General features: G+C 63.7%; 14 protein-coding genes and 1 pseudogene. 9 read left to right on the top strand and 6 right to left on the bottom strand.

The window, feature by feature from the left end; all coding sequences use genetic code 11:
• Window positions 1–67: 67 nt before the first annotated feature.
• Window positions 68–1,333: a TCR/Tet family MFS transporter gene (locus AC1VON_RS29935; RefSeq protein ID WP_483125846.1), complete on the top strand. Its 1,266-nt coding sequence runs from the start codon at window positions 68–70 to the stop codon at window positions 1,331–1,333.
• Window positions 1,330–2,250, top strand: a complete 921-nt coding sequence (locus AC1VON_RS29930; protein ID WP_483125845.1) for an aldo/keto reductase — start codon at window positions 1,330–1,332, stop codon at window positions 2,248–2,250. Before AC1VON_RS29935 ends, AC1VON_RS29930 begins: the two co-directional genes overlap by 4 nt.
• A 2-nt stretch (window positions 2,251–2,252) precedes the next feature.
• Here the strand turns inward: AC1VON_RS29930 and carA are convergent, their stop codons facing one another.
• On the bottom strand, window positions 2,253–3,470 hold the full coding sequence (carA, locus tag AC1VON_RS29925; RefSeq protein ID WP_483125844.1) for a glutamine-hydrolyzing carbamoyl-phosphate synthase small subunit: 1,218 nt from the start codon (window positions 3,468–3,470) through the stop codon (window positions 2,253–2,255).
• Window positions 3,471–3,746: 276 nt separating this feature from the next.
• Between carA and AC1VON_RS29920 the strand changes: the two genes are divergently transcribed.
• On the top strand, window positions 3,747–4,196 hold the full coding sequence (locus AC1VON_RS29920; RefSeq protein WP_483125843.1) for a GatB/YqeY domain-containing protein: 450 nt from the start codon (window positions 3,747–3,749) through the stop codon (window positions 4,194–4,196).
• A 221-nt stretch (window positions 4,197–4,417) separates the two neighbouring features.
• Here AC1VON_RS29920 and AC1VON_RS29915 read toward each other — a convergent pair whose 3' ends face one another.
• Window positions 4,418–4,864 (bottom strand): ester cyclase, encoded by a 447-nt coding sequence (locus AC1VON_RS29915; protein WP_483125842.1) that lies wholly within the window; start codon window positions 4,862–4,864, stop codon window positions 4,418–4,420.
• Window positions 4,865–5,015: 151 nt separating this feature from the next.
• Complete coding sequence (locus AC1VON_RS29910) at window positions 5,016–5,750, bottom strand: SDR family oxidoreductase (RefSeq protein ID WP_483125841.1); 735 nt, start codon at window positions 5,748–5,750, stop codon at window positions 5,016–5,018.
• A gap of 62 nt (window positions 5,751–5,812) precedes the next feature.
• On the opposite strand from AC1VON_RS29910, the gene AC1VON_RS29905 reads away from it, so the two are divergent.
• Together AC1VON_RS29905 and AC1VON_RS29900 are read left to right on the top strand one after the other, a co-directional pair.
• Window positions 5,813–6,733, top strand: coding sequence for an AraC family transcriptional regulator (locus AC1VON_RS29905; protein ID WP_483125840.1), 921 nt, complete (start codon window positions 5,813–5,815; stop codon window positions 6,731–6,733).
• Between the two features lie 9 nt (window positions 6,734–6,742).
• Window positions 6,743–7,011 (top strand): annotated as a pseudogene (locus AC1VON_RS29900) (alpha/beta fold hydrolase); the annotation flags it as partial.
• A gap of 55 nt (window positions 7,012–7,066) precedes the next feature.
• Here AC1VON_RS29900 and AC1VON_RS29895 read toward each other — a convergent pair.
• Window positions 7,067–8,071, bottom strand: a complete 1,005-nt coding sequence (locus AC1VON_RS29895; RefSeq protein WP_483125839.1) for a hypothetical protein — start codon at window positions 8,069–8,071, stop codon at window positions 7,067–7,069.
• A 248-nt stretch (window positions 8,072–8,319) separates the two neighbouring features.
• Between AC1VON_RS29895 and AC1VON_RS29890 the strand changes: the two genes are divergently transcribed.
• The 4 genes from AC1VON_RS29890 to AC1VON_RS29875 all read left to right on the top strand — a co-directional run bounded on the left by AC1VON_RS29890 (window position 8,320) and on the right by AC1VON_RS29875 (window position 11,684).
• Entirely contained in the window at window positions 8,320–9,228 is a 909-nt protein-coding gene (locus AC1VON_RS29890; protein ID WP_483125838.1) for an AraC family transcriptional regulator, read from the top strand.
• Window positions 9,229–9,406: 178 nt separating this feature from the next.
• A complete protein-coding gene (locus AC1VON_RS29885) occupies window positions 9,407–10,150 on the top strand; it encodes an SDR family oxidoreductase (RefSeq protein WP_172349067.1) in 744 nt (247 codons plus the stop codon).
• 215 nt (window positions 10,151–10,365) lie between these two features.
• Window positions 10,366–11,076: a DNA helicase gene (locus AC1VON_RS29880; RefSeq protein ID WP_483125837.1), complete on the top strand. Its 711-nt coding sequence runs from the start codon at window positions 10,366–10,368 to the stop codon at window positions 11,074–11,076.
• 50 nt (window positions 11,077–11,126) lie between these two features.
• Complete coding sequence (locus tag AC1VON_RS29875) at window positions 11,127–11,684, top strand: GNAT family N-acetyltransferase (RefSeq protein WP_483126395.1); 558 nt, start codon at window positions 11,127–11,129, stop codon at window positions 11,682–11,684.
• A gap of 9 nt (window positions 11,685–11,693) precedes the next feature.
• On the opposite strand, the gene AC1VON_RS29870 is transcribed toward AC1VON_RS29875, so the two are convergent.
• Both AC1VON_RS29870 and AC1VON_RS29865 read right to left on the bottom strand, forming a co-directional pair.
• On the bottom strand, window positions 11,694–12,725 hold the full coding sequence (locus AC1VON_RS29870; RefSeq protein WP_483125836.1) for a DmpA family aminopeptidase: 1,032 nt from the start codon (window positions 12,723–12,725) through the stop codon (window positions 11,694–11,696).
• A gap of 3 nt (window positions 12,726–12,728) precedes the next feature.
• Window positions 12,729–13,145: a MerR family transcriptional regulator gene (locus AC1VON_RS29865; protein WP_483125835.1), complete on the bottom strand. Its 417-nt coding sequence runs from the start codon at window positions 13,143–13,145 to the stop codon at window positions 12,729–12,731.
• Window positions 13,146–13,171: the final 26 nt, after the last annotated feature.

Here is a 13,171-nt window from a genome sequence, read left to right as displayed (position 1 = left end):
TCCTTTTCGCGGGCTCGCCTATAAGGTGCGTCCGACTGCGCAGGGCGGCCGGAGGAGCCTGACCATCATGATCGACCCCAAAACCGCCAGGCGGGGCCTTGCGCTGGTTTTCACCACGCTGCTGCTCGACATTATCGGTTTCGGCATCATCATGCCGGTGCTGCCAGCCTATTTGCAGGAATTGACCGGTGTCGGCGTCAGCGAGGCGGCCATCGAGGGCGGTTGGCTGTTCTTCGTCTACGCCGCCATGCAGTTCTTCTTCGCACCCATCATGGGCGGCCTGAGCGACCGCTTCGGGCGGCGGCCGATCCTGCTTGCCTCGGTGCTGACCTTTTCCATCGACAATCTGATCTGCGCTATCGCCTGGTCCTATCCGATGCTGTTCATCGGGCGTGTGCTGGCCGGCATTTCAGGCGCCAGCTATTCGACGACATCGGCCTTCATCGCCGACATCTCGAACGACGAGAACCGGGCAAAGAATTTCGGCCTGCTTGGCATCGCCTTCGGCGTCGGCTTCGTCATCGGGCCGGTGCTGGGCGGATTGCTCGGCACGTTCGGACCGCGCGTGCCGTTCTATTTCGCCGCCGGGCTCGCCTTCGTGAACTTCCTGATCGCGATGGTCTTTCTGCCGGAAACGCTCGATGAAAAGCATCGCCGCCGCTTCGAGTGGAAACGCGCCAACCCGGTCGGCACGCTTCTGCAGATGCGCCAGTATCAAGGCATTGGCTGGATCGGGCTCGTCTTCTTCCTGATGACGCTCGGCCACATGATGTACCCGGCGGTGTGGTCGTTCGTATCCAGCTATCGCTATGGCTGGAGCCAGCAGCAGATCGGCTTCTCGCTCGGCGCCTTCGGCCTGTGTGGCGCGCTCGTCATGGCAACGGTGCTGCCGCGCGTGATCACGAGGCTCGGCGAATGGAAGACGGCGGCAATCGGGCTGACCTTCACTGCGGCCAGCGCCTTCGGCTATGCCTTCGCCACGCAGGGCTGGATGATCTACGCGGTGATCGTCGTGGGTTGCCTGGAGGCCTTGGCCGATCCGCCATTGAGGAGCCTCGCCGCCGCCAAGGTGCCGCCTTCCGCGCAAGGCGAACTGCAGGGCGCGATGACCTCGATCTTCTCGATCACCTCCATCATCACGCCGCTGCTCTACACGGCGGTCTTTTCCTGGTTCACGGGGCCTGGCGCGCCCGTGACCTTCGGCGGCGCGCCCTATCTGGTCGGTGCGTGCTTCCTGGTGCTGGCGCTCATCGTCTTCGTTACCAAGGTGGCGAGGCCGGCCGTGGTCAGGACTGTCACCACCGACGTCGCGGAAGATGGAGCGCCGATATGAGCCATGACAGCCGCATCGTGCTGACCAAGGACGGGGTGTCGCTGTCGCGGCTGGTCTTCGGCGCCTGGCGCCTGCTCGACGGCGACGCCCGCCCTGATGCCGACCAGGTCGGGAGGCTGATCGGCGCCGCTGTCGATCTCGGCCTGACCAGTTTCGACCACGCCGACATCTACGGAAATTACGGGGTGGAGGCGGCCTTCGGCGCCGGGCTGTCGCGCTGGAAAGGCAAGCGAGAGGAGATCGAGCTGATCTCGAAATGCGACATCATGCTGGCCTCGGCCAACCGCCCGCGGAACCGGCTGAAGCATTACGACACCAGCGCCGTCCACATAGCCGCCTCGGTCGACCGCTCGCTCGGCAATCTCGGTACCGACTATCTCGACCTGTTGCTGCTGCACCGGCCGGATCCGCTGATGGATGCCGACGAGACGGCGGCGGCACTGGCCGCGTTGGTCAAGGCCGGCAAGGTGAGGGCGGTAGGCGTCTCGAATTTCACACCGTCACAGTTCGATCTACTGGCCTCGCGGCTGCCGTTTGCCCTGGTCACCAACCAGATCGAGATGTCGGTGCTGAAGACGTCCGCATTGGCCGATGGCAGTCTCGACCACGCGCAGCGCCTGGGCTACGCGCCGATGATCTGGTCGCCGCTCGGCGGCGGCTCGCTGTTCACCGGCAAGGAAGCCCGAGAAGCTCGGGTGCGGGCAGCGCTCGCGGCGGTTGCCGCCGAAGTCGGCGCCGGAGATCTCGCCACTGTTGCCATCGCCTGGCTGCTGCGCCATCCGGCCCGGCTGGTGCCGGTGCTGGGCTCAATGAAGCCGGAACGGCTGGCGGCCATGGTCAAGGCGCTCGACATTGTGCTCGACCGCCAACAATGGTTCGCGATACTGGAGGCGAGCGAAGGCCGGCCGGTGGCGTAAGTTCACGCCCGCTCGGCGAGCAATTCCTCGCCGCGCTTTTGCCGGATCAGGTTGACGAAGCGGCGGAACAGATAGTGCGAATCCTGGGGGCCGGGCGAGGCTTCGGGGTGGTGCTGGACCGAGAACACCGGCCGGCCGGTCAGCGCGATGCCGCAGTTCGAACCGTCGAACAGCGAGACATGGGTTTCCTCGACGCCTTCGGGCAACGAGTCGGCATCGACGGCGAAGCCGTGATTCATCGAGACGATCTCGACCTTGCCGGTGGTGTGGTCCTTGACCGGATGGTTGGCGCCATGATGGCCCTGGTGCATCTTGGCGGTCCTGCCGCCGAGCGCCAGCGCCAGCATCTGGTGGCCGAGGCAGATGCCGAACACCGGGATGTCGGTCTTCAACAGATCCTGGATGACCGGCACGGCATAGCCGCCGGTGGCTTCCGGATCGCCGGGGCCGTTGGAGAGGAAGATGCCGTCCGGCTGCATGGCGAGGATTTCTTCGGCACCAGTCTTGGCCGGTACGACGGTGACCTTGGCGCCGAGGCCGGCGAGCAGCCGCAGGATGTTGCGCTTGACGCCATAGTCGATGGCCACGACGTGCAGGGACGGATCAGTCTGTTCGCCAAAACCTTCGTTCCACACCCAGGGCGTCTCGCGCCAGACCGAGGACTGGCCCGAGGTGACTTCCTTGGCGAGGTCGAGGCCGATCAGGCCCGACCATGCGGCGGCGCGCTGCTTCAGGTCGTCGAGATCGAAGACGCCGTCCGGCGCATGCGCGATGACGGCGTTGGGCATGCCCTTTTCACGGATCAGCGCGGTCAGCGCGCGGGTGTCGATACCCGACAGTGCCACGATGCCGCGCTTCTTCAGCCACAGGTCGAGACCGCCGGCGGCGCGGTAGTTGGACGGGTTGGTGACATCGGCCTTGAACACGGCGCCGACGGCGCCGGCGCGGGCGGCCGGGTTGAGGTCCTCGATGTCCTCGCCATTGGTGCCGATGTTGCCGATATGCGGGAAGGTGAAGGTGACGATCTGGCCGGCATAGGAGGGGTCGGTGAGGATTTCCTGATAGCCGGTGAGCGCGGTGTTGAAGCAGACTTCGGCGACGGCGGAGCCGGTGGCCCCGAGACCGCGGCCCTCGATGACGGTCCCGTCGGCCAGCACCAGAAGGGCGGTCGGCTTTTCGGTGGCCCAAGGTGGGGTCAGCGCGGGCGTCGTCTCGGCCATGGCGGCACTCCTATCACACTGCGCGCTGCAAAGGCCCGGCGGGCCATCCGCGCAGCAAACGGCGCGGAGCGGCGAATTCGCGGCCTCCACGCATTCAAGCTTCAGTTCATGCAAGGCCCAGTACATAGGGGAAGGGGGCAGGGCGGTCAATGATCATGCGAAATGCCGCCATGATTTATTTCATCAAGCAATATCAGAGGCTTGATCCACAATATCTGGGTTTGCCTTGGCTAGGCCCCGGCGCTATTGTCCGCGCCGGTCGAAGGAGAAAGCATCATGCGCGGAAAAATCGCCGAATCCCTGAAGAGCGCGATGAAGGCGCAAGACAAGCATCGGCTGCCGACATTGCGGCTGATCCAGGCGGCCATCCACGATCGCGACATCGCCAATCGCGGTGCCGGCAAGGATCCCGCCAGCGACGAGGAGATCCTGCAGATCCTGGCCAAGATGGTGAAGCAGCGCGAGGAATTGGCCAAGGCGTTCGAAGACGGCAAGCGGCCGGAACTGGCGGCGCAGGAGCGCGGAGAGATGGAGATCATCCGCGGCTTCCTGCCGACCCAGCTCGATGATGCCGCGATCACGGCCGCGGCGCGCGAGGCGATTGCCGAGACCGGTGCCGCCAGCCAGAAGGACATGGGCAAGGTGATTGCGGCGCTGAAGCAGAAATATGCCGGCCAGATGGATTTCGGCAAGGCAAGCGGCATCGTCAAAGGCCTGCTGCAGTAAGCCAGGCGTTCTGGCCGTAGGCGCCCAATGTTCAGGAGCCTCCTGGGCCGCGATCCTCGACACGGACGTAAGGCGCATCGACAAGCCGCTCGCTCGCCGTGCCTTCGCTGCATCCACTGCTCCAGCCATTTGAGCCTGAACGGTCCGAGCAACAGTATCCGTCACCCACAGGATCGCCGAACTGTCGTTGGTCGAGCGCTATGGCGGTACAGGGGAACCGATCAGCCCATCATGCCGAGTTGCCTGAGCAGGTCGAGCTGGTCCGCGCTCAGCCAATATTCGCGAACTTTGCCGTTCTCGACGCGCAGGAAATCGGCGCCCGCAAATCTGATGACCGTGCCAGGCTTGGCCTTGGCGCCCGGGAACCCGCCCTTGTATGTGCCGCTCGCCAGCCAGCGTCCAGCGATCATGCCCTCACCGAACAAGGGCTGGACCTGGACTTCAAAGACGAACGGATCGATGGCGGCGTGCAACTGGCCGATCCAGCCGGCCATGCCGTCGGGTCCGGCATAGATCGAGAGGTCCTCGCCTCCCAGCGGGGACATGTGCAGCTTGTAGTCCGGCGCGATAATCTGGCCCGCCATGGCCAGATCGCCATTCCACATTGCGATCCATTTGCCCCAGATCGTAGCCAGTTCGTCGTCGTTCGTCGGCTGTGCGGTGCTCATCGCAGTCATCCCCAGCAGCGGAATTGCCGCCAACGTTGCGCCTGTCATATCACGTCGGTTCATTTTCAATGCCTTGATCTGTCGTGAAACTTGGACCCGCTTGCCGAGGGAGGCAGGGAGCGGCTGTCGATCCATCACATGAAACCGACCATCAATCCTGAGCCGTCGGTCGTATGACGATGCTGCCGACGTCCACATCGGCCGGTTGCTCGATCGCGTAGACGACACCGCGAGCGATAGCATCGGGCGAGATTGCGAGGTGGCCGATGCGCTTGCCCATGGCTTCCTTGACGACCGGATCGGTCATTGAATCTGCAAAGTTCGTCGAGATCATGCCTGGTGATATTTCGGTAACCCTGAGGTGTGGCCCTGCCTCCTGCCTCAGGGCCTCGGTGATTGTGCGCACGGCATTCTTCGTCGCCGCATAGACGCCCATGGTCGGGAGGATCTTGATCCCGGCCGTCGAGACAATATTGATGATGTGCCCTGACTGCTGACGTTGAAACACTGGCAGCGCTGCGGCGATGCCATAGAGCGTGCCGCGCAGATTGACGTCGATCATGGCGTCCCAGTCTTCCACGCGCAGAGCATCGAAGCGCGATATGGGCCCAATCCCTGCATTGTTCACGATGACGTCGAGCCTGCCGCCCTGCTCGATCGCCAAACCGACGAGGGCCTCGAGATCGCCGCGCTGGCGGACGTCGGTCGTCTTGTATACGGCCTTGCCCCCCGCGGCCGCGATCTCGTCGACGACGGCGGCCAGTTCATCCTCGCGGCGGGCGCCGAGCACGACGAAGGCCCCATGTCGCGCGAGAAGTTTTGCTGTCGCACGCCCAATCCCGCTGCTTGCGCCTGTGATGGCGATGACCTTGTCCACTATGCTCATTGCAATTCTCCTTCACTACCGAGATAAGGCCACCGGACAAGATTTTATATATCGGAACGTCCATGAATTTATCGCAATCGTCTAACGCGACGACTGATCCTCTATCCGACGTGCTGATTGCCCTCGGCGCGACAGTGACCCGACGCACCCGGCTGGAAGCCGCGGGCCAGTGGGCCCTCGAATTTCCGGCTCTTGATCGACTGAAGTTCGTGGCGCTGTTGAGAGGAACCATCTGGTTGACCGTGCCGGGGCAAGACGCTCAACCGATGAGCGCAGGTGACGTCTGCCTGATCGGACGCATGACCTACGCGGTGGCCAGCGACCCGACACTGCCGCCTCTCGACGGTCGGGCCCTCTATGACGGCCGCGACGTCGTGCGTCTTGGTGGCGACGAGACAATCGCCCTCGGTGGAAGCGTCACGTTCTCGCCGGGAAACGCGGACTTCCTGCTCGACATGCTGCCGGGCTTCCTGCTGGTTCCTCGGTCCTCGACGGCATCTGGTGCGGTGACGACAATCCTCACGCTTTTGAATGGCGAAATGGAACGCGCCGCCATGGGAAGTCGGATCGTGAGCGCCCGCCTGGCCGATGTGCTTCTGGTGGAGGCGATCCGCGCCTACGCGGAAGGAGCCCAGGGCATCCAGACCGGATGGCTTGGCGCGCTCTCGAATCCAGGGCTCGGCCGCGTGCTCCGCGCCGTTCATGGAGATGTTGCCCGGCCATGGACGGTGGCGCAACTCGCCAGTGTGGCCGGCATGTCGCGGGCGGCCTTCTCGGCAGCGTTCACCCGCCAAGTGGGACAGCCACCGCTCGGCTATGTGCGGGCGTGGCGCCTTGCTCTCGCTCATGCGGCGTTGGCCCGTGGCGATGCTGACATAGCAGGCATCGGCAGCAAGCTCGGCTACATGTCGCAGAGTGCTTTCACGCACGCCTTTCGACGCGCCTTTGGCACTACCCCGAAAGCTGTCGCGCGAGCACGATGATCGGCGACGGCCAACGAACCGGTCATCGGTATCGACCGGCAAGGTTTGGCTGGCCTGTTCGCCGCCGTTCGCGATGCCGACCTTCGGAGTACGGTAGCGCTGATCAACCGGCCGACGCTGGTGATCGCTGGCCAGCACGACACGGTGACGGCGGCCAGCCATGGCGAATTGATCGCCGCAGCCGTGCCGGCGCGAAGCCGCTTGTCCTGCCCGCGGTTCACCTGTCGAACGTGGAGTATCCGGCAGAGCTCATAGAGGCCGTGCTCGATTTCTTGCGCGGACCGAGAGTTCTGGTCTCGTGGGGTCCGCTGTCTCACGACCTGAAGCGGGACCTCACGGCTCCTTGCACATTGGCAGCGGCTGCGCGGGCGGCGCCGGGTGATCCTTCTTGTACTGGGCGATCATCGGCTCGAGGGTTTTTCGCGGCCAGAATTTCGGCGCGCCGATTTCCCTAAGGCAGGATGCGTTCCAATAGGGCGCCTCGCCGGATGGCGAATGGCCTTTGGCCGCCTGCGCGACGGCGGCGATGTCGCGCGATTCCGGATAGATGTAGAGTGTCGTCGGATTGTCCTTCACCATCGCGATGATCTGCCGCGCGTCCGCCGGCGACCAGCTGGTGCAGCCATTGCTGCGGCCGCCGGCATAGTCCACCAGCTTGCCGAACGGCACCAGACCATCGTGGTCGGCGTAGGAGCTGTTCGGGCTTTTGCGCATGCACGTGGCGCGCAGCACCTGTGCCGCATGGCCGCCGATCACCCGTTGTCTCGCATTGGCGGCTTCGCCCTCGCCGTCGAACTGGATGAAGGTGCGCAGGAAGGCGGCATTCTGTTTCGCGCTGGCGCTGTAAAAGCCCTTGAAGGAGGTCTTCGCCTCGCGGGTGACATAGGCGCCGCCGGCGGTCAGCTCCGAATCCATGGCATTGCCGAAGTTCTTGGAGCAGCGCCTGCCATTTGAAAAATCGGCCGTGCCTTTCAGATTTTTTCCACTGCCGTGACCTGACGCGATGGCGCGAAACGATTGGCTGGCCTCACAGATGACATAGTACCGGCGCCCCAGCACGCCATTGCCGAGATCGCCGGGACGTGTAGCGTCCATGGCGAAGTAACAGGGATTCCTGACCGCGCCTTGCGCCACCTTTTTCAGGTAGAGCGCACGCGCCCGCTCCAGCACCACGGCCGAGATCTGGCCGTCGCTGTCGCCGACATGGGCCTGCAGCCATGCCGGAACAGCTGATGGCTGCAGTGCGGCGAAGGATCGGGCAGTCGCCGTCAAGGCGATGACGATGACAAGAAGACTGAGCGTGACGACCACACCCAACGGGACAGATCTCAACCGCACCGGATCAATTCTCCTGCCAAAGCCATGCGAATCCTTGCGGCGTCATATCCGCAACCAATCATAAAATGTCCCGCACCCATCGGCGAGACACATCTTGTTTAGCGTGCCTGGCAACGACCGTTTTGCGATCGGCAGCGCATGACGCATTGCAGGCCAACCCGCACGCCTGCGCGCCACCAAGCCAAGCTGGACAGGCTGCGAGGACGATTTATAATTATCGGGCGCAAAATAATTACGGATCGTCCGAGATGGATCCCCTCAGTGACATCATTGCCCTTTTGCAACCCAGCACGGCGATTTCCAAGCCCATCAAGGGGCGTGGCCAATGGGGCGTGCGTTACGCCGCTTATGATGCGCCTGGCTTTACTATAATCGTGGAGGGCGCGTGCTGGATCGCGTTTGCGGGTCAGGATCCAGTCAAGTTCGAGAAGGGAGACTTTCTCCTGCTGCCTTCCACGCCGGCCTTCTCGCTCAGCAGCCATCCTGGCATCGACTGTGAGCTCCGGACGCCAATGGACGTTGCCATCCAGCATGGCGAGCAAGATGGAGACCCGGATTTTGTCGCGCTCGGCGGGACGTTTCGAATCGAGCCGGTCAACGCCGCGCTCCTGCTCGCGCTCCTTCCGAGCGTCATCCAGGTGCCCGGATCGCAGGGCCGTTCCTCCAGGCTTGGCAGGGTCGTCAGCCTCATCATGGAGGAGTGCGAGAACGAAGATCCGGGCAAGGAGATGGTCTTGCAGCGATTGCTCGAGGTTCTGCTCGTCGAAGCGTTGCGATGGCGTGGCATCGGTTCCGGCGCGGCCGGCCTGCTCGGCGGGATGCGGGATCCGGCGCTGGCGCGCGTGCTCCGCGCCATGCACGAGGATGTCCGGGCGGGCTGGACGGTCGCGGAACTTGCCAGGATCGCGGGACTCTCGCGGTCGGCCTTCGCGGCTCGCTTCGTGGACGTGCTCGGTTGCGGCCCGATCGAGTACCTGGCCCGCTGGCGCATGGCGCTGGCGAAGGATGCTCTCATTCGAGGCTCGAAAACCCTGGACAAAATAGCCGGTGAGATCGGCTACGAGTTCGCCAGCGCCTTCAGCACTGCTTTCAGGAAACGGCTTGGTTGTTCACCGGGAAAGTTCGCCCGCGACGGTGGTGCTCGCTTGACCGCGTAAGGCCGTGCCTCGCGCGGCGTGGCTTCTTCAAAAGATTTCGCTGATCGACGCTGATCACTTGCTCCCTGCTCGGGATGAGCCATTTTTGGACAGTTGGAAATAAAAACAGGACTATTGATTATAGATCGTCTGCGTTTGCAAGCCTACGAAAGGTGCATTGAAACCAACGGAGCTTAGCATGCAAACGATCCTCATCACCGGCTGTTCATCTGGCTATGGCCTTGAGACTGCCCGCCATTTTCTCGTCAACGGGTGGAACGTCATCGCTACCATGCGGACACCGCGGGAGGACATACTGCCGCGCTCGGAGCGCCTGAGGATACTGCCGCTGGACGTCACCAGCGAGGCCAGCATCTCGGCGACTGTCGAAGCCGCGGGTCCGATCGACGTTCTTGTCAACAATGCAGGCATCGGCGTGGTCGGCGCCTTTGAAGCGACGACCATGTCGCACATCCGCAAGGTCTTCGAGACCAATACGCTTGGCGTGATGGCCATGGCGCAGGCCGTGATACCGCAGATGCGCGAGCGCCGGTCCGGCGCGATCGTCAACGTCACCTCAAGCGTTACCCTCGCTGCAATGCCCTTGGCGGCCGCCTACACCGCCAGCAAGCAGGCCATCGAGGGCTTCACCGGATCGCTCGCGCACGAACTTGCCTATTTCGGTATCCGCGCAAAGCTGGTCGAGCCAGGATACGCGCCGACAACGCGATTTACGCAAAACACTTCGGTGCGCATCGAAGACATGATCCCGGAAGCCTATGCCGATTTCGCGGCCCCGATCTTCGCGGCCTTCGCCCAGCCCGCGCTGACCACCAAGGAAAGCGACGTTGCCGAAGCTATCTGGGCCGCTGCCCACGACACTTCGGGCAAGCTCCGTTTTCCGGCAGGCCAGGATGCGGTCGCGCTGGCAAACGCTGGCTGAAGTCTCCCGGTGCGTGCGGGGTGCAACGATTTTCGCCCCGCCAATTCTACGTCCGTTCGGATTGAGCTATCATCTGATTCTGGCGTGGCCCACGCCTCCTCCCTCCACCGGGAAAGCATTCGTTCATGCGGGGCACTCTCATCACCGAACCGACTGTTCGAGCACCAGGCATAAGGAGGGGTTGCGAAGACTGCTCGCACCAGGAGGTTTTTGAGATGATTCTATCCGCGCCCGTCTACCATCTGAAGCGTCAAGCCAGGCTGTTGTCGCGCGAGGCAAAAATCCCGCTCCACCGGGCGCTCGACCGTATTGCCACGCAAGAGGGATTTGCCAGTTGGAGCCTGCTTGCGGCGAAGCTGTCCGAGACGGCGCCCGCCAGCAGGTTGTTCGCGCAACTGACACCTGGAGATCTCGTTCTGGTCGGCGCGCGGCCGGGCCATGGCAAGACGCTGATGAGCCTCGAACTGGCGGTCGAAGCGATGAAGTCGGGCCATCGCAGCGTGTTCTTCACGCTGGAATATACGCACCGCGATGTGCTGGAGCGGTTCCGCGCCATCGGCGTCGAGCCGGCCCGGTTCGACCGACTGTTCGAGTTCGACACTTCCGATGCCATCAGCGCCGGCTATATCGTCAGGATGTTGGGGCCGGCGCCGCGCGGCACGCTGGCGGTCATCGACTATCTGCAACTGCTCGATCAGAAACGAGAGAACCCCGGCCTGATGGACCAGGTCCGCACGCTGAAGGCTTTCGCGCGCGATAGCGGCGTGATCCTGGTCTTCATCTCGCAGATCGACCGGTCCTACGATCCCGCCAAGAAGCCGGTCCCGGATATCAGTGATGTTCGCCTGCCCAACCCGCTTGATTTGTCCCTCTTCGACAAGGCCTGCTTCCTGAACGAGGGCGAGATACGCTTCCAGGCTGCTTGAGCGCTCCGGCGGCCAAGGCTATCCCCCGCGTGACTGAGAGAGCATGGATCATGGTCGAGATCGTCAAACCGGCGCTTGAACATCTGCCGTCCTACAAGGCGGCGCTCGAGCGCGGCTGGTCGCCGGACAATGTTCGGCTCATGGAGGCAACGCGCGAGCAGCTCGCGGCGATAGAGCAGGATCCGGTGGCCTTCCTGGCCAGCCTCGATGATCCCGAGGCCAGGGGCGACCCGATCACCTTGCCCGATGGCACGCAAGTGCCGCGCCTGCCGGGATTTCGCCGCTGGATCTGGGATGGCGAGGCGTCAGGCTCGATCGGCTTTCGTTGGCAGAAGGGAACGGCGATGTTGCCGTCGCATGTGCTTGGCCATATCGGCTATGCGGTGGTGCCCTGGAAGCAGCGGCGCGGCTACGCCACCGAGGCCTTGCGATTGATGCTCGACGAGGCAAGGGCGGTCGGCCTTCCCTACGTCGAGATTACCGCCAAACCGGGCAATCCGGCGTCACACAAGGTGATCCTGGCCAATGGCGGCAAGCTCGTCGGGCGCTTCCTCGAGGACGCCGCCTATGGCGGGGTCGAGAGTCTGCGGTTCCGGATCGATTTGTAGGGCGCCTTGTCACCCGGCCTGATCGCGCAGCCAGTCGGCCAGCGATGCGCGATGCTTGCCGGCCCTGCCGGTGAAGGCTTCGGCCGACAGCATGGAGTTCAGCACGGCCTCCTGCGTGGCTTCCGCCGCCGCCCGAAAAAGGATGTCGATGCGCGCTTCGTTGAGCGCCAGCAGTGGTACAAGATCGCGGCTTTCATCGTGGTCGACCAGATTGCCGGTGCTGAAGGCAATGGCGATGTCGCCGCTGCCATGGCCCCAGAAGGAGCCAAGCGTGGCGATGCCTGCTCCGGCGCGGCGTGCTACTCTCTCGAGCTGGCGGTGTTCGAGCGGCACATCGGTTGCCAGCACGACCATGATCGAGCCGCGTTCGGCTCCGGCCAGCCGTCTGGGATCGGGCCGGCGCCCATCAGGCAGAATGAGGTCGCCCGGCCTGCCGAAATTCGAGAGCACGAGAACGCCAAGGTGATGTTCGCCGCCAAGCGCGATTCTTCTGGACGCCGAGCCGATGCCGCCCTTGAAGCCAAAGCAGCTCATTCCCGTTCCGGCGCCGACATTGCCCTGTTCGACCGCGCCTTGGTGAGCGTCCGCCAGTGCCGCGAGGGCGTGTTCTTCGGTTACCGCCAGGGCCTGGATGTCATTCAGCGGACCGTCATTGCATTCGCCGACCACCGGGTTGACGGTTCCGGTGGTGCGGCCGATATCCGGATTCTGGCGGATGGCGTCGCGGATCAGCGCCGTGGCGCAGATGCCGACCGAGAGCGTGTTGGTCAAGAGAACAGGCGTTTCGATGGTGCCGAGTTCCTGCACCTGCGTCAGGCCGACCGTCTTGCCGAAACCGTTGATGACATGGCTTGCCGCCGTCACCTTCTTGCGGAACAGATTTCCGCCATGCGGCAAGATCGCGGTCACGCCGGTGTTGATGTCGCCGCCGCGCAGCGTGCGGTGACCGACGCGCACACCGGGCACGTCGGTGATCGCATTCAGCGTGCCCGGCGGCAAGGTGCCGCAAATCAGGCCGAAATCCCTGACGGTCCCGGTCATGGGTCAGATGTGCTCGTCGGCGCAGAGCGCGTGGTCGGACAGCGCGCGGATGACGTAGCAGTCGCCGACCGTCTTGCCGTCGCAGCAAGAGGCGATGCGCTCGAGCTCGGTTTCCAGCCGCTTCATCTGGGCGATCTTCTCGCGCACGGAAACCAGCTGCTCCTGCGCGATCTTGTCGGCATGGCCACAAGGCTGCTCGGGATGGCTGCTAAGCTCGATCAGCGAACGGATGTCCTCGACGGCGAAGCCCAGGTCGCGGGCGTGGCGGATGAAGGCCAGCCGTTCCAGCTCCTGCCTGGAGTAGCGACGCTGGTTGCCTTCCGAGCGCTCGGGCGCCGCAACCAGGCCCATCTGCTCGTAATAGCGGATGGTCGGCACCTTGACCCCGGTGCGGCGGGAGAGATCACCGATCGAAAACATGCGTTTTGCCTCTTGAAGCTCTAGTG

The sequence above is a fragment of the Mesorhizobium sp. HAY1-8B genome, from assembly GCF_056868045.1.
This window is presented reverse-complemented; position numbering and strand designations above follow the sequence as displayed.

Excerpts from the sequence above, each read along its gene's own strand:
- AC1VON_RS29880 (WP_483125837.1), top strand. The coding sequence starts at position 10,366 with ATGATTCTATCCGCGCCCGTCTACCATCTGAAGCGTCAAGCCAGGCTG.
- AC1VON_RS29930 (WP_483125845.1), top strand. The coding sequence starts at position 1,330 with ATGAGCCATGACAGCCGCATCGTGCTGACCAAGGACGGGGTGTCGCTG.
- AC1VON_RS29935 (WP_483125846.1), top strand. The coding sequence starts at position 68 with ATGATCGACCCCAAAACCGCCAGGCGGGGCCTTGCGCTGGTTTTCACC.
- carA (WP_483125844.1), bottom strand. The coding sequence starts at position 3,470 with ATGGCCGAGACGACGCCCGCGCTGACCCCACCTTGGGCCACCGAAAAG.
- AC1VON_RS29905 (WP_483125840.1), top strand. The coding sequence starts at position 5,813 with ATGAATTTATCGCAATCGTCTAACGCGACGACTGATCCTCTATCCGAC.
- AC1VON_RS29920 (WP_483125843.1), top strand. The coding sequence starts at position 3,747 with ATGCGCGGAAAAATCGCCGAATCCCTGAAGAGCGCGATGAAGGCGCAA.
- AC1VON_RS29910 (WP_483125841.1), bottom strand. The coding sequence starts at position 5,750 with ATGAGCATAGTGGACAAGGTCATCGCCATCACAGGCGCAAGCAGCGGG.
- AC1VON_RS29885 (WP_172349067.1), top strand. The coding sequence starts at position 9,407 with ATGCAAACGATCCTCATCACCGGCTGTTCATCTGGCTATGGCCTTGAG.
- AC1VON_RS29875 (WP_483126395.1), top strand. The coding sequence starts at position 11,127 with ATGGTCGAGATCGTCAAACCGGCGCTTGAACATCTGCCGTCCTACAAG.
- AC1VON_RS29865 (WP_483125835.1), bottom strand. The coding sequence starts at position 13,145 with ATGTTTTCGATCGGTGATCTCTCCCGCCGCACCGGGGTCAAGGTGCCG.
- AC1VON_RS29915 (WP_483125842.1), bottom strand. The coding sequence starts at position 4,864 with ATGAGCACCGCACAGCCGACGAACGACGACGAACTGGCTACGATCTGG.
- AC1VON_RS29890 (WP_483125838.1), top strand. The coding sequence starts at position 8,320 with ATGGATCCCCTCAGTGACATCATTGCCCTTTTGCAACCCAGCACGGCG.
- AC1VON_RS29870 (WP_483125836.1), bottom strand. The coding sequence starts at position 12,725 with ATGACCGGGACCGTCAGGGATTTCGGCCTGATTTGCGGCACCTTGCCG.